Genomic DNA, 16,451 nt, shown 5'->3' with positions numbered 1-16,451 from the left:
TGAGGTTTACTATGTCTGTATTTCCGCAAGGATTCTTATGGGGCGGCGCGCTCGCCGCTAACCAGTCTGAAGGGGCGTATCGCGAAGGCGGCAAAGGGCTGGCCACCGTGGATATGATCCCGCACGGCGAGCATCGCATGCCGGTTAAGCTGGGTCTGGAAAAGCGTTTCGAACTGCGGAATGACGAGTTTTACCCAAGCCATGAGGCGATCGACTTTTACCATCGCTACAAAGAGGATATTGCGCTCATGGCGGAAATGGGCTTCACCGTTTTTCGCACCTCGATCGCCTGGAGCCGCGTTTACCCGAACGGCGACGAACTGACGCCCAACGCAGAGGGAATTGCCTTTTACCGCGCCGTTTTTGCCGAATGTAAAAAGTACGGTATCGAACCGCTGGTCACTCTCTGCCACTTCGACGTGCCAATGCATCTGGTCACGCAATACGGCTCGTGGCGCAACCGCAAAATGGTGGACTTCTTCACCCGCTACGCGCGCACCTGCTTTGAAGCGTTTGACGGTCTGGTGAAATACTGGCTGACCTTCAATGAAATTAACATCATGCTGCACAGTCCATTTTCGGGGGCCGGCCTGGTGTTTGAAGAAGGCGAGAATCCGGATCAGGTGAAATATCAGGCCGCCCATCATGAGCTGATCGCCAGCGCGCTGGCGACCCAAATCGCCCATGACATTAACCCGCAGAACCAGGTGGGCTGTATGCTGGCGGGCGGTAATTTTTATCCTTACTCTTGCAAACCGGAGGACGTATGGATGGCGCTGGAGAAAGACCGCGAAAACCTGTTCTTTATCGACGTACAGGCGCGCGGCGCCTACCCGGCTTATTCCGCTCGCGTGTTTCGCGAGAAAGGCGTGGTGATTGAGAAAGCGCCGGAAGATGATGCGATCCTGAAAAATACCGTCGATTTCGTGTCGTTCAGCTACTACGCCTCGCGTTGTGCGTCGGCGGAGATGAACACGCAAAACACCCGTGCGGCTAACGTGGTTAAATCGCTGCGCAACCCCTATCTTCAGGTCAGTGACTGGGGCTGGGGCATCGACCCGCTCGGTCTGCGCATCACCATGAACATGATGTATGACCGCTATCAGAAGCCGCTGTTCCTGGTGGAAAACGGCCTCGGCGCCAAAGATGAAATCGGTGTGAACGGTGAAATTAACGACGATTACCGTATTAGTTACCTGCGTGAACATATCCGCGCCATGGCCGACGCCATTGAGGATGGCGTACCGCTGATGGGCTACACCACCTGGGGCTGCATTGACCTGGTATCTGCGTCGACCGGTGAGATGAGCAAGCGCTACGGTTTTGTCTACGTCGACCGCGACGACGCCGGAAACGGCCCCCTCGAACGAACCCGTAAAAAGTCGTTCTGGTGGTACAAAAAAGTGATTGCCAGCAACGGCGAAGACCTGGCGTAACCAGATTGCCGGATGACCCTTATCCGGCAGTTCCTTCCCTTTCGTTACATCTCTTGCATTTAAATTACGGAATCCGCCTTCCAGTTTCAGGTTTGCCCCGACGCATTTTTACTGGCATTTTATACAGTAATCACATCCACCGTGGTAACAAGGAATCGTTTATGACGTTTGAAACTGACACGCATAATGCCGCAATCAGTAAACCGTTTCGTCGCTTAAAGGTCAGCTATGTCCGCAAGCGGCATGAAGATCGTAAAACCGGTAATACGCGGCGCTACAGTCGGCACGCATCGTTGACCATCAACGGAGACTGGCTGGAACAGGCGGGGTTTCCCACCGGAACGATCGTTAATGTGGCGGTAATGCACGGAAAACTGATTATTGAGCAGGCGAAAGAGTAAAGAGCACGGCATAGCGCGGAGACAACCACAGAAGCCTGATGATGTTTCGCTTATCCGCCTGACGCACTGAATTGATGGAGAACCGTTTGCCGGATCAGGCGCTGACAGCGCTATCCGGCAATGTGCTTTCGCGGTTTCAGTCGCCTGAAATCACGCCTCCTGCGTCTCAAGCTGAGCGAAACCGCCGTGCCCTTCCCATCCGGCAAGGCGTTGATAGACGGTTTCCACCGCATCCTTGATCGGCTGGGTCATCGGATAATAAAAACCGACGATATCCGGCTGAATGCCTAAGAATATCACTTCGCCGACATCGTCTCTGAGCTGGTCGATGAGATAGTTCAGCGGCATATTGTGGGTGGTCATCATGAACATTTCGGCGATGTCATCAGGATCGATAACGCGGATCTCTCCGGGATTCAGTCCCATATCGGTCGCGTCGACGATCAGCAGCCGATCCGGTCGCAGCTCGCGGATCGCCACGATGTCGTTTTCTGGCGCGCTACCGCCGTCAATCACGACCCAACCTCCCTGTGGCTGGGCGGCGCATTTCTCCGCCAGCAGCGGACCCGCGCCATCGTCGCCCATCATACTGTTACCGACGCACAATAAAACATCAGTCACGCAGCCTCCTCACCATCAGATAAATGGCGCTTTCCTGGTGAATATCATGCAACATGCCGAGCATTTGTTTACTCCACGCCTGCTGCTGCGGAGTTTGCCGCGCGAGCGCGTTGTCAAACGCCCGCGCCAGCATTTGCACATGATTAAAATCGATCACGATCTCGCCGTACTTCGGCACCCCTTCCATTTTCCGCCGAGCTTCGCTGCCTGCTTCCAGCGTGGCAATCCATGCAAGATACGCATCCCATGGGCAGGTCAACGCCGCCTCCAGGCAGTCGATGACCCCCAGGTGGTGACCAATCGCCAGGCTGTAATAGACAACCTGCTGCGCCTCGGCGGGCGTTGCATCGTTCTCATCAATAAACTTACGGCTCAGTTGACTGAACACCACCGTTTCACTCATCGGATGCGAGCCTCCTCAACAACCTGGTTCAGATGGGTAACGATCTCGGTCAGGCGCGGATCGTTTTCCGCCTCCAGCCAGCGCGCCACCTGATGCTCTCCTTTACCTAACTGGTTGAGATAATCGTCGGCGATCTGTCGCCCATAACGGTAACCCGCCAGTCGCCGCGCCGCGCGATCCACCTTCACACGCAACGGCTGCACCATGTCAGGATGCAAAATTTCCGCCGCCTGTTCGTCACATTCCCCCGGCGCGCGCGCATGGATTTTTTGCTCCAGCAGCCCCAGCGCCATCGCAAAACCGTACAGCGTTGCCGCAGGGGTGGGAGGACAGCCCGGAATGTAGACATCGACCGGCACGATTTTATCGGTACCGCCCCAGACGCAGTACAGGTCGTGGAAAATCCCGCCGCTGTTGCCGCAAGCGCCATAAGAGATGCAAATCTTCGGGTCCGGCGCGGACTGCCATGCGCGCAGCGCAGGAGAACGCATCGCGCGGGTCACCGCGCCGGTAAACAGCAGTATGTCCGCATGGCGCGGCGACGGAACTACCTTGATGCCGAAGCGTTCGGCGTCAAACAACGGTGACAGGGTGGCGAAAATTTCTATTTCGCAGCCGTTACAGCCGCCACAGTCCACGCGGTAAACGTAAGCCGAACGCTTGATGTTTTTCAGTAACGACGCCTTCATGCTGGCGATGGATTCGTCCACCGTCATCGGCACCGGAATGCCGTTGGCGTCGCGTGGGCCTAATAATGTGCTCATCAGCTGGCCTCTTTCATATGGCGAGTCAGTTCAATACGGTCGGACGGCACCAGGCATTTCTGACGCTTGCAGTCCGGGCAGGTCTCAAAACTTTCACGGTGATGCTCCGCACGGCTGTCGCCGTTATGCTTCAGCAGGGCGATGGCGTAGTCGATCTCCTTTTGCACCGCGAAAGGACGGTTGCATACGCGGCAGTTGCACAGCGCAAAGCGAGACTGCTGCAGGAAATCCTCTTTTTTCCACACCGCCAGTTCATATTCCTGAGAAAGCCGGATCGCCGCCGTCGGGCAGACTTCCTCACAGCGCCCGCAGAAAATGCAGCGTCCGAGGTTGAACTGCCAGGCAAGCTCATGGGTGGCCAGATCGGTTTCAACGGTCAGCGCATTCGACGGACAGGCGTTAACACAGGCCGCGCAGCCAATGCACTGCTGCGGGTTGTGCTCCGGTTTGCCGCGGAAATTTTTATCAACCGCAATCGGCTCCAGCGGATAAGACGACGTCGGCGCGCCGGTTTTAATCACTTTTTTGATAAAGGTAAACATGGCGACTCCTTATTTCAGCGGCGAGTTTTTACGCTCAATGCTGTAGCGCTCAAGTTCTTTGTACGGCACGACCTTGCTTTTCTTCTTGCGCACATCAACCACGGTCATGCGGTCGGTACAGGAGTAGCAAGGATCGAGGCTACCGATAATCAGCGGCGCGTCGGAAACGGTGTTGCCGCGCAGCATGTAACGCAGGGTCGGCCAGTTGGCGTAGGTTGCCGCACGGCAGCGCCAGCGGTACAACTTCTGGTTGTCGCCGGTCATGCTCCAGTGGATATCATCCCCACGTGGCGCTTCCGAGAAGCCCAGCGCGAAGCGGTGCGGAATGTAGGTGAACCCTTCCACCATCAGCGGGCCGCCCGGCAGGTTGTCCAGGCCGAAGTCGATCATGTTCAACGAAGTGTAAACCTCGTTAATACGCACTTTCAGACGAGAAATCACGTCGCAGCCTTGCTCACTGTGGACTTCCATCGGCAGCAGACCGTAGCCAACGAACGGGTGATCGGCGCGGGTATCACGGGCATGACCGCTGGCGCGCACCATCGGGCCGACGTTGCTGAAGTCGCGGGCAATTTCCGGGTCAAGACGACCGATACCCACGGTGCGCTGCTCCATGTTGGGCGTGCTGAGCAGCATATCCACCAGTTCCTGTACGTCGCGACGCATCTGCTGGGCCAGTTGACGGGTCTGGATCATGTCGTCCTTCAGCAGGTCACGACGAATTCCGCCGATCAGATTAAGACCGTAAGTTTTACGCGCGCCAGTGAGGATCTCCGCCATCTTCATGGAGGTTTCACGCACGCGGAAAAACTGCATAAAGCCGGAGTCAAACCCGGTGAAGTGACAGGCCAGACCGAGGTTCAGAAGATGGGAGTGCAGACGCTCCACCTCCAGCAGAATGGCGCGGATCATCTGCGCGCGTTCCGGCACCTGAATGCCCATCGCGTTTTCAACGGAAGTGGTGTAGGCGGTGCTGTGAGCGAAACCGCAGATACCGCACACGCGATCCGAAAGGAAAGTCACCTCGTTGTAACCCATGCGGGTTTCCGCCAGCTTTTCCATCCCGCGGTGGACGTAGAACAGACGGTAGTCAGCGTCGATAATGTTTTCACCGTCAACGAACAGGCGGAAGTGTCCCGGCTCGTCAGAGGTGACATGCAGTGGGCCGATCGGCACCACGTTGTTTTTCTTGTCGCCCAACTCGTTGATAAACTCGTAGGTTTCAGCGTCGGTCGTCGGCGCGGGGCGCTGGCGATAGTCCATGCTGTCTTTACGCAGTGGGTAGAGTTCGTCCGGCCAGTCGTCCGGCAGCACCAGACGGCGCTCATCCGGCAGGCCGACCGGGATCAGCCCGTACATATCGCGCACTTCGCGCTCGCCCCAGACGGCAGCGGGCACGCGCGGCGTAACAGACGGATATTCCGGTTTGTTCGGGTCCACTTCCACACGCACAGTGATCCAGCACTTCTGGCCCTGCTCCATCGACAGCACGTAGTAAACCGCGTAATGCCCGCACAGCTGGCGTTCGTCATTACCGAATAAGACCGAGAGCCAGCCGCCCTGTTTATAGTAGAGAAACTCAACCACTTCCGGCAGGTAATTCACCTTCACGGTAAGGGTGAGCTGATCTCGGGTCTGCCAGGCTTCGTCCAGCACCACGCCAGGAAAAGCCTGGTGCAGCGCCGCAAGGTAGTGTTGACCTAATTTTTCTTCAGACATGCTCAAACTCTCTTCAATCACGCCACCAGCAAGGAGACGAACGCTAAAAACGCAAACCCAAAACCGGCCCAGGTCACGCGGGAAGTGGCGCAAAAACGCAAACGCGCCATGCTGTTTTCGAACAGGGCGATCGCCAGCACGCCGATGAACAACTTGGCGACGGCAATCACCAGCGCCAGCAGCAAACCGCCCATGCTGAACGTTTCCATTTGCCCCCACGGCAGGAACACGCCGACGAACATCTGCAACACCACCAGTTGCTTGAGGCTGATGCCCCATTTCAGTACCGCAAAGCCGCTACCGCTATATTCCGTCAGCGGGCCTTCCTGCAGCTCCTGCTCCGCTTCCGCCAGGTCAAACGGCAGTTTGCCCATCTCGATAAAGGTGGCGAACGCGCAGGCGCACAGCGCGAGGATCAGCGGGATACTGCGGGCCGCAGGCCAGTGGTAAATCGTGTCGGTGATATTGCTGATGTGGGTGGAACCCGCCACCTGCGCGGCGACCCACAGCCCCAGCAGCAGAATCGGCTCCACCAGCACGCCGAGCATCGCTTCACGGCTGGCGCCGATGGCGGTGAACGGACTGCCGGTATCCAGACCGGCGATGGCGAAAAAGAAACGGGCGATGGCGAACAGGTAAATCAGGGTGATCAGATCGCCCAGTTGCGGCAGCGGCGAACCGACGGTCACCACCGGCAGCGCGGTGGCGATAGTCAGCATCACGCCAACCATCACAAACGGCGTCAGACGAAACACCCAGCCGGAGTCGGCAGGGGCGATGCTTTGTCGACCGAGCAGTTTGATAATGTCGCGGTACTCCTGCAGAACGCCCGGCCCGCGGCGATTGTGCAGACGGGCGCGCGCCACGCGGGTCACGCCGGACAACAGCGGCGCAGCGGCAAATAACACCAGCGCCTGAATTAACGGATATAAGACACTCATTCTCAGGCTCCTCGTGAAACCACAATCACCACCAGTACCGCCAGTTCAATCAGCGCCAGGCGACGGAACAGCAACGGCGCCGCCGCGTTCTGCCAGCCCGGCACCAGCGAAACCGGATTCAGCCATTTGCGCAGTTTGAGGACGGGCGCGAAAGCCTCCTTCACCGGCATGGCAAAGCCGTGCGCGGTAATGACCATCGACTGCTCATGATCGTAACCGCAGACCCACGCCGCACCGCGCGAACGTGACGGCAGACGGTTGCCCTTAAACATTGCCATGATGATGAACGGCAGCAGCGGACAGGCGATCAGCAGCAGTGCGATCATGGGTTGTGAAACCGTGGTGTTCGCCGTTTCCAGCGGTAGCGGAACGGCTGTGGCGATCATCGGCAGCAGCCACGGCGCGGCGACGCCGCCCAGCACGCAGCAAATCGCCAGCGCCACCACGCTTACGCCCATCAGGATCGGCGCACAGCAGGCGTTTTCCGCTTCTTTAGTGCGCGGTGCGCCAAGGAAGGCGACGCCAAACACTTTCGCCATACACATCACCGCCAGCGCGCCGGTAATCGCCAGGCCAACCGCCAGCAGCGGCCCCAGCAGGCGACCCACAAAGGCCCCGCTGTTACCCAGTTTGAAGAACGATTGATAGATCACCCACTCGCCTGCGAAGCCGTTCAGCGGCGGCAGCGCGGCCATCGCCATCAACCCCACCAGCATCGCGACAGAAATGACTGGCATACGCTTACCGATGCCGCCCAGCTTTTCAATGTCGCGGTGACCGGTACGGAACCAGATGCTGCCAGCTCCCAAAAACAGTACGCTTTTAAACAGGCTGTGGTTGACCAGGTGATACAGCCCGCCGGTCAGCCCCAGCGCAATTAACGCCGGTTGATTCAGTGCAATGCCGGTGACGCCCGCGCCAAGACCGAGCAGGATAATGCCGATGTTTTCCAGCGTGTGGTAAGCCAGCAGACGCTGGATGTTATGTTCCATCAGCGCATACAGACCACCGACAAAAGCAGTGACCATCCCAAGCACCAGCAGCGTAACGCCCCACCACAGCGGTGCGTTGCCGCCAATCAGCGACAGCGACAGGATGCCCAGCAGTCCGACCTTCATGACCACGCCAGAGAACAGCGCCGCGGCTGGCGCGCTGGCGTTTGCGTGCGCCTGCGACACCCAGCCGTGCAACGGAATAATCCCTGCCAGCAGGCCAAAACCGATGACGCCAAGCAGCCAGATATCCGAGCCCAGCGGTAGCGTCTGGGTGCGCACGTCCAGCAGACGCAGTTCCAGCGTGCCGTAGCGCTGCCACACCAGCCAGCAGGCGATCGCCAGCAGCAGCGTACCGAGACGCCCCAGCGCAAACCACAGCTTGCCCTCTTTACTGCATCCGGTCAGGAACACAGCGCACAGCGCCATAATTTCCGCCATCACCACCAGTGTGCCGAGGTTACTGGCCACCACCGCGCAAACTGCCGCCGCCATCAGCAGGTTCACCAACAGGCCGTTAGCGTTAACCTGCGGGTGACGATGCCAGTCGATGTTATAGAGGCTGACGAACAGTCCGCACAGTCCGAGGGTGATCAGCCAGATCGCATTCAGCGGGGTGATTTGTACGCTATGACCGATCGCCGGCATAAGGCCGCTGACGGCAGTTGCGCTGATGAGCACCGTAAAACCCGCGCCAGCCGCACACAGGCTGCCGACCGCGCCGCCAACCCCGGCGATCCAGCCGCTCAGCGCTTTATGAAACGAAAACAGAAATGCCAGAACCGCGGCGGCGGCGAACCAGGCCACGCCGCTGGTGACTAATGAAATTGCGCTCATTTTGCATCCCCACTCTGAGCCTGCTGAAACAAGGTGAGATCGCCGAAATCGGTGTTAAAGGTCAGCTCACGCTTACGTTTGCTGGCGCGGGCGATATCCATGTTATTTACCAGATACAGGGCTTTGGTCGGACACATCCGCACGCAGGCCGGGCCTTGTTCGTCGAAGCTGCACAGATCGCACTTCACCGCGATAGCCCGTACGCCAGGCACCCAGTCCAGCAGCGTACTGACGCGAGCCGGCGCGGGTGGCGCGGGCGGCGCTTTTGGTGTATTCGCGTTCGCCGGAATGTGTAGCGGTCGGCTGCCGGAAAATTCAATGGCACCAAACGGGCAGGCGATGCCGCACAGTTTGCAGCTGACGCACAGGCTTTCATTAAGCTGTACGGCGCCATCCACCCGGTTAATGGCGTTAACCGGACACACGGTGGCGCAGGGCGCGTCTTCACAATGGTGGCACAGCTGCGGCGCAGATTCTTTTTCGTTAAGCATCACTTTCAGGCGCGGCATAGACTGCAGGCCGTGCTGGCGATGCGTCTCTGAACAGGCGGCTTCACAGGTGTGGCAGCCGATACAGAGCGTGGAGTCAGCAATTACAAAACGATTCACCAGGCATTCCTCAGGTGATAGTCATTTTTGACGAAAAGATGGCGATGAAATGTCACTTTCGACACTTATCGACACACCTGTCCCTAAAAATTCCCGTGACGACACGTACGGCGACGTCACGATGTCAAACGGGTCGTGTCCCGGTCTTACGCTGCCGGGCTTTCACCCGCCGCCAGTTGGCTCAGATTGATCGGCGAACCGCTCTCGACGGCGGCATACAGACGGTCATAAACGCTGGCGATTTTGTCGAGATAGTGTTCCAGCACCTGCTCGCGGTCGCGGTTGCTGATCCGACCGTCCACACTGCCTTCAATGCTGAGCTGGGCTTGCGCAATCAACTGTTTATCTTCACCGTCTTTCGTTTCGACGTAGTATTCAATGGTGTGGCTGTTAAAGCCCTCCGCCATCGTCACGTAGATGCGAAAGTGTTCGAACAGGACGAAGCACAGGTCTTTATCCGGCGCGCAGCTCATCGCATGATGCAGCCGCGCTTTTGACAGGGTGATCCCCTGGACCAGCGAATTGCAGTAAATATGCCACTGGTCCTGTAGGCGACGATGCCGCTGCGCGATGTAGTCGGCTTTTTCGCTTATTTCCCAAATAGTCATGACAGGTTACCCGTTTAACTGAGATAGCCAGCCATAAGCATATTCCATGCCACTTTTTAACTATTTGTTTTTAATAACTTTTAAAATTCATCCATCGCTTTCGTCGCGCGAATGACATGTCATTTCGTCATCGTCGTCATCAGCGAGCCTTAACAATAATCATGCTGGCACGCTTATTGCTTAACCCTGGCCATCACATCGGGAGGCAACATGCACGAAATCACCCTTTGCCAGCGGGCGCTGGAATTGATCGAACAGCAGGCCGCTGCGCATGGCGCAAAACGCATAACTGGGGTCTGGCTCAAAATTGGCGCATTTTCTTGCGTTGAAAGCAGCGCTCTCTCCTTTTGTTTTGATCTGGTATGCCGTGGCACTGTTGCGGAAGGTTGTAAACTGCACCTCGAACAGCAAGAAGCCGAATGCTGGTGCGAGTGCTGTCAGGAATACGTCACGTTACTGACCCACCGCGTACGCCGTTGTCCGCAATGCAACAGCGATACGCTACGCATCGTGGCAGACGACGGATTACAGATTCGGCGAATTGAAATTGATGGAACAGAAGATTAAGCCGGGCGGCGGTTGCGCCTTATCCGGCAGAAAGCCTGTAACAAGAAAGAGACCAGGAGTGAGCAATGTGTACAACGTGCGGTTGCGCTGAAGGCAACCTTTATATAGAGGGTGATGAGCATAACCCGCATTCGGCGTTTCGTAGCGCGCCTTTTGCCCCGGCAGCCCGCCCGGCGCTGAATATTACCGGTATTAAAACGTCTGCCTTCACCCCGAGCCAGAGCGAAGAAGGCGATCTGCATTACGGACACGGCGAAGCCGGCACCCACGCGCCGGGCATGAGCCAGCGCCGCATGCTGGAAGTAGAAATCGACGTGCTGGATAAAAATAACCGTCTGGCCGAGCGCAACCGCGCCCGCTTCGCCGCCCGTCAACACCTGGTGCTCAACCTCGTCTCCAGCCCTGGTTCCGGTAAAACCACCCTGCTCACCGAAACGCTGATGAAGCTAAAAGACCGGGTTCCGTGCGCGGTCATTGAGGGCGACCAGCAAACGGTCAACGATGCCGCGCGCATTCGCGCGACCGGCACGCCAGCGATTCAGGTCAACACTGGCAAAGGCTGCCATCTCGACGCACAGATGATTGCCGACGCCGCGCCACGCTTACCGCTTGACGATAACGGCATCCTGTTTATCGAAAACGTCGGCAACCTTGTCTGTCCGGCCAGCTTCGATCTCGGCGAACGCCACAAGGTCGCGGTGCTTTCCGTTACCGAAGGTGAAGACAAGCCGCTGAAATACCCGCATATGTTTGCCGCCGCCTCGTTAATGCTGCTTAACAAAGTCGATCTGCTACCGTACCTCAATTTTGACGTAGAGAAATGCATGGCCAGCGCCCGGGAAGTCAACCCGGACATCGAGATCATCCTCATTTCCGCCACCAGCGGCGAAGGGATGGAGAAATGGCTCAACTGGCTGGAGGCACAGCGATGTGCATAGGCGTTCCCGGCCAAATCCGCGCCATTGACGGTAACCAGGCCAAAGTCGACGTCTGCGGCATCCAGCGCGACGTCGATCTGACGCTGGTCGGCAGCCATGACGAAAACGGCGCGCCGCGTCTCGGTCAATGGGTACTGGTGCACGTTGGTTTCGCGATGAGCGTCATCAACGAAGCCGAAGCGCGCGACACCCTCGACGCGCTACAAAACATGTTTGATGTTGAGCCGGACGTCGGCGCTTTGCTGTACGGCGAGGAAAAATAATGCGTTTTGTTGACGAATACCGCGCGCCGGAACAGGTGATGCAGTTGATTGAGCACCTGCGCGAACGCGCCGCGCTGCTGCCTTACACCCCTGAACGTCCGCTGCGCATTATGGAAGTCTGCGGCGGTCATACCCACGCAATCTTTAAGTTTGGTCTCGACCAGTTGCTGCCGGAGAACGTGGAATTCATTCACGGCCCGGGCTGCCCGGTCTGCGTACTGCCAATGGGGCGCATCGACAGCTGCGTTGAAATCGCCAGCCACCCGGAGGTGATTTTTTGTACCTTTGGCGACGCCATGCGCGTACCCGGCAAACAGGGATCGCTGTTACAGGCGAAAGCCCGCGGCGCGGATGTGCGCATCGTTTATTCGCCGATGGATGCCCTTAAACTGGCGCAGGAAAACCCGACGCGCAAAGTGGTGTTCTTCGGTCTGGGTTTTGAAACCACCATGCCAACCACAGCCATTACCTTACAGCAGGCGAAACAGCGCGACGTGCAGAACTTTTACTTTTTCTGTCAGCACATCACCCTCATTCCGACGCTGCGCAGCCTGCTTGAGCAGCCCGACAACGGCATCGACGCGTTCCTCGCGCCGGGCCACGTCAGCATGGTGATTGGCACCAACGCCTATGATTTCATAGCACGTGAGTTCGATCGTCCGCTGGTGGTCGCCGGATTCGAACCGCTTGATCTACTGCAAGGCGTAGTGATGCTGGTTGAGCAGAAAATAGCGGCCCACAGCCAGGTGGAAAACCAGTACCGCCGCGTGGTGCCCGACGCCGGAAATCTGCTGGCGCAGCAGGCGATCGCCGAGGTGTTTTGCGTGACCGGCGACAGCGAGTGGCGCGGTCTGGGGGTGATTGAATCGTCCGGCGTGCATTTGACGCCTGATTATCAGCGTTTTGATGCTGAAACCCACTTCCGTCCGGCGCCGCAGCAGGTTTACGACGACCCGCGCGCGCGCTGTGGCGAAGTGCTGACCGGCAAATGTAAGCCGCATCAGTGTCCGTTGTTTGGCAAAACCTGTAACCCGGAAAGCGCATTTGGCGCGTTGATGGTGTCTTCAGAAGGCGCATGTGCCGCCTGGTATCAGTATCGTCAGCAGGAGTGTGAAGCATGAACAGCGTACAACTCGCCCACGGTAGCGGCGGACAGGCCATGCAGCAGCTGATTAACAGCTTGTTTATGGAGGCCTTCGCCAACCCGTGGCTCGCCGAGCAGGAAGACCAGGCGCGGCTGGAACTGGCGCAACTGGTGGCCGAAGGCGATCGGCTGGCCTTTTCGACCGACAGCTACGTTATTGACCCGCTGTTTTTCCCCGGCGGCAATATCGGCAAGCTGGCGATCTGCGGCACCGCCAACGACGTGGCGGTCAGCGGCGCTGTTCCGCGCTATCTCTCCTGCGGCTTTATTCTTGAAGAAGGCCTGCCGATGGAGACGTTGAAAGCCGTGGTGAGCAGCATGGCGGCGACCGCGCGCGAAGCAAATATCGCCATCGTCACCGGCGACACCAAAGTCGTGCAGCGCGGCGCGGCGGACAAGCTGTTTATCAACACCGCCGGAATGGGGGCGATTCCAGCCAACATCCACTGGGGCGCGCAAACCCTGTCTGCGGGCGATGTGCTGCTGGTCAGCGGCACCCTTGGCGACCACGGCGCCACTATCCTCAACCTGCGCGAACAGCTCGGGCTGGACGGCGAACTGGTCAGCGACTGCGCGGTGCTGACGCCGCTGATTCAGGCCCTGCGGGATATTCCGGGCGTGAAGGCGCTGCGCGACGCCACCCGCGGCGGCGTCAACGCGGTGGTCCATGAATTTGCCGCCGCCTGTGGTTATGGCATTGAGCTGTCCGAATCCGCACTTCCCGTAAAGCCTGCCGTTCGGGGAGTATGCGAGCTGCTGGGGCTGGACGCGCTCAACTTTGCCAACGAAGGCAAACTGGTGATTGCCGTGGAACGTGATGCGGCAGAAGCGGTGCTGGCGGCGCTGCATGCGCATCCGCTGGGGCGCGACGCCGCGCTGATTGGTGACGTGGTCGAGCGTAAAGGCGTGCGGCTGGCGGGTCTGTACGGCGTGAAGCGAACGCTCGATCTCCCGCACGCCGAGCCGCTGCCGCGGATCTGTTAAGTTCGTTATGTTGCCGGATGACGCTAAATGCTTGTCCGGCCAGTACAAGCGGGTCGACCCAGTGGCCCGCAATAAACGCAAAAGAATACCTATAATTTAACTCACTTTTCTCACCGCGCAGCGGTACTTTCCTGGAAAAGCAACATGTCGTATACACCGATGAGCGATCTCGGGCAGCAAGGATTGTTCGATATCACTCGTACATTATTACAGCAGCCCGACCTGCAATCGCTGAGTGAGGCGCTTTCGCAGTTGGTAAAGCGCTCTGCGCTTGCCGACAGCGCGGCGATAGTGTTGTGGCAAGCCGAAACGCAGCGCGCATCGTATTACGCCACGCGCGAACAGGGTAAACCCGTCGCTTATGAGGATGAGACGGTGCTGGCTCACGGGCCGATTCGTCGGATCCTCTCCCGTCCTGACGCCCTGCACTGTCACTATACCGAGTTCAGCGAGACCTGGCCGCAGCTGGCATCCGGCGGTCTGTATGAGCCCTTCGGGCATTACTGCCTGCTGCCGCTGGCGGCGGAAGGACGCATTTTCGGCGGCTGCGAGTTTACCCGCCGTGAAGAAAGTTCCTGGAGCGAAAAAGAGTACCAACGCCTGCAAACCTTCACCCAGATCGTCGGCGTGGTGGCAGAGCAGATCCAGTGCCGGGTAACCAATAACGTCGATTACGAACTTCTGTGCCGGGAGCGCGATAACTTCCGTATTCTGGTCGCCATCACCAACGCTGTGCTCTCGCGTCTGGATATGGACGAACTGGTGAGCGAAGTCGCCAAAGAGATCCATCATTATTTCAACATTGACGACATCAGCATCGTTCTGCGCAGCCACCGGAAAAACAAACTCAATATCTATTCCACGCATTATCTCGATCAGAATCATCCCGCGCACGAACAGAGCGAGGTCGATGAAGCTGGTACCCTGACCGAACGGGTGTTTAAAAGCAAAGAGATGCTGCTGATCAACCTCAATGAACGGGATGCGCTGGCGCCATATGAACGGATGCTGTTTGAAACCTGGGGTAATCAGATCCAGACGCTGTGCCTGTTGCCGTTGATGTCAGGCAATAGCATGGTCGGGGTGCTGAAACTGGCGCAGTGCGAAGAAAAAGTGTTTACCACCGCCAACCTGAAGCTGCTGCGCCAGATTGCCGAACGTGTGGCGATCGCCGTCGATAACGCGCGGGCGTATCAGGAAATCCACCGTCTGAAAGAACGTCTGGTGGACGAGAACCTGGCGCTGACCGAACAGCTCAACAACGTCGACAGTGAGTTCGGCGAGATCATCGGTCGCAGCGAGGCAATGTACAGCGTGCTGAAGCAGGTAGAGATGGTCGCGCAAAGCGACAGTACGGTGCTGATCCTCGGTGAAACCGGCACCGGGAAGGAGTTGATTGCCCGAGCGATTCATAACCTGAGCGGCCGCAACGCACGCCGGATGGTGAAAATGAACTGCGCGGCAATGCCCGCCGGACTGCTGGAAAGCGATCTGTTCGGTCATGAGCGCGGGGCGTTCACCGGCGCCAGCGCGCAGCGGATAGGCCGTTTTGAGCTGGCGGATAAAAGTTCCCTGTTCCTGGATGAAGTGGGCGACATGCCGCTGGAGTTGCAGCCGAAACTGTTGCGCGTGTTACAGGAGCAGGAATTTGAACGGCTGGGCAGCAACAAACTGATCCAGACCGATGTGCGCCTGATTGCCGCCACTAACCGCGATCTGAAAAAAATGGTTCTCGACCGCGAGTTTCGCAGCGATCTTTACTACCGGCTGAACGTTTTTCCGATCCAGTTGCCGCCGTTGCGCGAGCGCCCGGAAGATATTCCACTGCTGGTCAAAGCGTTTACCTTCAAGATCGCCCGCCGTCTGGGACGCAATATCGACAGCATTCCGGCGGAAACCCTGCGTACGCTTAGCAGTATGGAGTGGCCGGGTAACGTACGTGAACTGGAAAACGTTATTGAGCGCGCCGTACTGCTCACCAGAGGCAACGTGCTCCAGCTCTCGCTACCGGATATGGGAATGCTCACGCCTCACACGCCGCCGGTGGCGACCGAAGTGGCGCAGGACGGCGAGGATGAGTACCAGTTGATTATGCGCGTATTAAAAGAGACCAACGGCGTGGTTGCGGGGCCGAAAGGCGCAGCCCAGCGTCTGGGCCTGAAGCGCACCACCCTGCTGTCGCGCATGAAAAGACTGGGGATTGATAAGGACGCGCTGGTGTAAGAGGCCATTGACGAATAAGGCGCATGCGCCTTATTCGTCCTACCCGTTCAGCCCTCTTCCCTGCGCTTCTTACGCTGAAATTTTTCGGGCAGCGCCGGAACGGGACGTTTATCGTCAATCAAATGCTGAACGGTGAGGATCGGATGCCGCCAGAGCATTCTCGGGCCCGCCCAGCGCATGATCTGCTTCATTTCCTCGCGCTTAGCGGGCTGGTAACAGTGCACCGGACACTGTTTACAGGCCGGTTTTTCCTCGCCAAACACGCATCTGTCCAGCCGCTTTTGCGCATAGGCGAACAGCGCGTCATAGTGCCCTGATTCGTCAGACGCCTGCGGACACTGGCTTTCGTATAGCGCGATCATCTTTTTAATCGTCAATTTTTCACGAGCAATACGCTTGCCGGTCATGATGTGCCCTCCGCGGCATTAAGATGCATTTATTCTACAACTTAACTATTCAC

General features: G+C 57.9%; 18 protein-coding genes. 8 read left to right on the top strand and 10 right to left on the bottom strand.

Annotation, left to right across the window (positions count from 1 at the left end; translation table 11 throughout):
• The first annotated feature begins 11 nt into the window (after positions 1 to 11).
• Together HVX72_RS04665 and HVX72_RS04660 are read left to right on the top strand one after the other, a co-directional pair.
• A complete protein-coding gene (locus HVX72_RS04665) occupies positions 12 to 1,436 on the top strand; it encodes a 6-phospho-beta-glucosidase (protein ID WP_181822636.1) in 1,425 nt (474 codons plus the stop codon).
• Positions 1,437 to 1,597: 161 nt separating this feature from the next.
• Positions 1,598 to 1,837, top strand: a complete 240-nt coding sequence (locus HVX72_RS04660) for a SymE family type I addiction module toxin (RefSeq protein WP_042288608.1) — start codon at positions 1,598 to 1,600, stop codon at positions 1,835 to 1,837.
• A gap of 150 nt (positions 1,838 to 1,987) precedes the next feature.
• On the opposite strand, the gene hycI is transcribed toward HVX72_RS04660, so the two are convergent.
• The 9 genes from hycI to hycA form a co-directional block, all read right to left on the bottom strand.
• Positions 1,988 to 2,458, bottom strand: a complete 471-nt coding sequence (gene hycI / locus HVX72_RS04655; RefSeq protein WP_060569414.1) for a hydrogenase maturation peptidase HycI — start codon at positions 2,456 to 2,458, stop codon at positions 1,988 to 1,990.
• Positions 2,451 to 2,861, bottom strand: a complete 411-nt coding sequence (locus HVX72_RS04650; RefSeq protein WP_042288612.1) for a formate hydrogenlyase maturation HycH family protein — start codon at positions 2,859 to 2,861, stop codon at positions 2,451 to 2,453. The genes hycI and HVX72_RS04650 overlap by 8 nt, the downstream gene beginning before the upstream one ends.
• Positions 2,858 to 3,625 carry a formate hydrogenlyase subunit HycG gene (hycG, locus tag HVX72_RS04645; RefSeq protein ID WP_042288616.1) on the bottom strand — a complete coding sequence of 256 codons (768 nt, stop codon included), beginning with the start codon at positions 3,623 to 3,625 and terminating at the stop codon, positions 2,858 to 2,860. The genes HVX72_RS04650 and hycG overlap by 4 nt, the downstream gene beginning before the upstream one ends.
• Positions 3,625 to 4,167 carry a formate hydrogenlyase subunit HycF gene (hycF, locus tag HVX72_RS04640; RefSeq protein WP_060569412.1) on the bottom strand — a complete coding sequence of 181 codons (543 nt, stop codon included), beginning with the start codon at positions 4,165 to 4,167 and terminating at the stop codon, positions 3,625 to 3,627. The genes hycG and hycF overlap by 1 nt, the downstream gene beginning before the upstream one ends.
• 9 nt (positions 4,168 to 4,176) lie before the next feature.
• On the bottom strand, positions 4,177 to 5,886 hold the full coding sequence (gene hycE, locus HVX72_RS04635) for a formate hydrogenlyase subunit HycE (RefSeq protein ID WP_042288622.1): 1,710 nt from the start codon (positions 5,884 to 5,886) through the stop codon (positions 4,177 to 4,179).
• A 17-nt stretch (positions 5,887 to 5,903) separates the two neighbouring features.
• The gene (locus HVX72_RS04630) at positions 5,904 to 6,827 is read right to left on the bottom strand and encodes a respiratory chain complex I subunit 1 family protein (protein WP_042288625.1); all 924 of its coding nucleotides are present in this window, start codon (positions 6,825 to 6,827) and stop codon (positions 5,904 to 5,906) included.
• A gap of 2 nt (positions 6,828 to 6,829) precedes the next feature.
• The gene (gene hycC, locus HVX72_RS04625) at positions 6,830 to 8,656 is read right to left on the bottom strand and encodes a formate hydrogenlyase subunit 3 (protein ID WP_181822635.1); all 1,827 of its coding nucleotides are present in this window, start codon (positions 8,654 to 8,656) and stop codon (positions 6,830 to 6,832) included.
• Entirely contained in the window at positions 8,653 to 9,264 is a 612-nt protein-coding gene (gene hycB / locus HVX72_RS04620; RefSeq protein WP_181822634.1) for a formate hydrogenlyase subunit HycB, read from the bottom strand. Before hycB ends, hycC begins: the two co-directional genes overlap by 4 nt.
• A gap of 146 nt (positions 9,265 to 9,410) precedes the next feature.
• Complete coding sequence (hycA, locus tag HVX72_RS04615) at positions 9,411 to 9,872, bottom strand: formate hydrogenlyase regulator HycA (protein ID WP_042288635.1); 462 nt, start codon at positions 9,870 to 9,872, stop codon at positions 9,411 to 9,413.
• A 210-nt stretch (positions 9,873 to 10,082) separates the two neighbouring features.
• Here hycA and hypA point away from each other — a divergent pair, with 210 nt between their 5' ends.
• From hypA to flhA, 6 genes are all read left to right on the top strand, one after another.
• On the top strand, positions 10,083 to 10,439 hold the full coding sequence (hypA, locus tag HVX72_RS04610; RefSeq protein ID WP_042288638.1) for a hydrogenase maturation nickel metallochaperone HypA: 357 nt from the start codon (positions 10,083 to 10,085) through the stop codon (positions 10,437 to 10,439).
• Between the two features lie 65 nt (positions 10,440 to 10,504).
• A complete protein-coding gene (hypB, locus tag HVX72_RS04605; RefSeq protein WP_042288643.1) occupies positions 10,505 to 11,377 on the top strand; it encodes a hydrogenase nickel incorporation protein HypB in 873 nt (290 codons plus the stop codon).
• Positions 11,368 to 11,640: a hydrogenase 3 maturation protein HypC gene (gene hypC, locus HVX72_RS04600; RefSeq protein WP_042288645.1), complete on the top strand. Its 273-nt coding sequence runs from the start codon at positions 11,368 to 11,370 to the stop codon at positions 11,638 to 11,640. The genes hypB and hypC overlap by 10 nt, the downstream gene beginning before the upstream one ends.
• Positions 11,640 to 12,761 (top strand): hydrogenase formation protein HypD, encoded by a 1,122-nt coding sequence (gene hypD, locus HVX72_RS04595; RefSeq protein WP_181822633.1) that lies wholly within the window; start codon positions 11,640 to 11,642, stop codon positions 12,759 to 12,761. The genes hypC and hypD overlap by 1 nt, the downstream gene beginning before the upstream one ends.
• Positions 12,758 to 13,768 (top strand): hydrogenase maturation carbamoyl dehydratase HypE, encoded by a 1,011-nt coding sequence (gene hypE, locus HVX72_RS04590; RefSeq protein ID WP_181822632.1) that lies wholly within the window; start codon positions 12,758 to 12,760, stop codon positions 13,766 to 13,768. The genes hypD and hypE overlap by 4 nt, the downstream gene beginning before the upstream one ends.
• Before the next feature lie 144 nt (positions 13,769 to 13,912).
• Positions 13,913 to 15,991, top strand: coding sequence for a formate hydrogenlyase transcriptional activator FlhA (flhA, locus tag HVX72_RS04585; RefSeq protein WP_181822631.1), 2,079 nt, complete (start codon positions 13,913 to 13,915; stop codon positions 15,989 to 15,991).
• A 47-nt stretch (positions 15,992 to 16,038) separates the two neighbouring features.
• Here the strand turns inward: flhA and HVX72_RS04580 are convergent, their stop codons facing one another.
• Positions 16,039 to 16,398 carry a nitrous oxide-stimulated promoter family protein gene (locus tag HVX72_RS04580; protein WP_042288659.1) on the bottom strand — a complete coding sequence of 120 codons (360 nt, stop codon included), beginning with the start codon at positions 16,396 to 16,398 and terminating at the stop codon, positions 16,039 to 16,041.
• Positions 16,399 to 16,451: the final 53 nt, after the last annotated feature.

The organism is Citrobacter sp. RHB21-C05 (genome assembly GCF_013889015.1).
Taxonomy (GTDB): Bacteria; Pseudomonadota; Gammaproteobacteria; order Enterobacterales; family Enterobacteriaceae; genus Citrobacter_A; species Citrobacter_A sedlakii.
The sequence above is the reverse complement of the archived record's forward strand: the minus strand, read 5'-3'. Positions and strand labels throughout refer to the sequence as shown.

Excerpts from the sequence above, each read along its gene's own strand:
- HVX72_RS04665 (WP_181822636.1), top strand. The coding sequence starts at position 12 with ATGTCTGTATTTCCGCAAGGATTCTTATGGGGCGGCGCGCTCGCCGCT.
- HVX72_RS04660 (WP_042288608.1), top strand. The coding sequence starts at position 1,598 with ATGACGTTTGAAACTGACACGCATAATGCCGCAATCAGTAAACCGTTT.
- HVX72_RS04650 (WP_042288612.1), bottom strand. The coding sequence starts at position 2,861 with ATGAGTGAAACGGTGGTGTTCAGTCAACTGAGCCGTAAGTTTATTGAT.
- hycG (WP_042288616.1), bottom strand. The coding sequence starts at position 3,625 with ATGAGCACATTATTAGGCCCACGCGACGCCAACGGCATTCCGGTGCCG.
- hycF (WP_060569412.1), bottom strand. The coding sequence starts at position 4,167 with ATGTTTACCTTTATCAAAAAAGTGATTAAAACCGGCGCGCCGACGTCG.
- hycE (WP_042288622.1), bottom strand. The coding sequence starts at position 5,886 with ATGTCTGAAGAAAAATTAGGTCAACACTACCTTGCGGCGCTGCACCAG.
- HVX72_RS04630 (WP_042288625.1), bottom strand. The coding sequence starts at position 6,827 with ATGAGTGTCTTATATCCGTTAATTCAGGCGCTGGTGTTATTTGCCGCT.
- hycC (WP_181822635.1), bottom strand. The coding sequence starts at position 8,656 with ATGAGCGCAATTTCATTAGTCACCAGCGGCGTGGCCTGGTTCGCCGCC.
- hycA (WP_042288635.1), bottom strand. The coding sequence starts at position 9,872 with ATGACTATTTGGGAAATAAGCGAAAAAGCCGACTACATCGCGCAGCGG.
- hypA (WP_042288638.1), top strand. The coding sequence starts at position 10,083 with ATGCACGAAATCACCCTTTGCCAGCGGGCGCTGGAATTGATCGAACAG.
- hypB (WP_042288643.1), top strand. The coding sequence starts at position 10,505 with ATGTGTACAACGTGCGGTTGCGCTGAAGGCAACCTTTATATAGAGGGT.
- hypC (WP_042288645.1), top strand. The coding sequence starts at position 11,368 with ATGTGCATAGGCGTTCCCGGCCAAATCCGCGCCATTGACGGTAACCAG.
- hypD (WP_181822633.1), top strand. The coding sequence starts at position 11,640 with ATGCGTTTTGTTGACGAATACCGCGCGCCGGAACAGGTGATGCAGTTG.
- hypE (WP_181822632.1), top strand. The coding sequence starts at position 12,758 with ATGAACAGCGTACAACTCGCCCACGGTAGCGGCGGACAGGCCATGCAG.
- flhA (WP_181822631.1), top strand. The coding sequence starts at position 13,913 with ATGTCGTATACACCGATGAGCGATCTCGGGCAGCAAGGATTGTTCGAT.
- HVX72_RS04580 (WP_042288659.1), bottom strand. The coding sequence starts at position 16,398 with ATGACCGGCAAGCGTATTGCTCGTGAAAAATTGACGATTAAAAAGATG.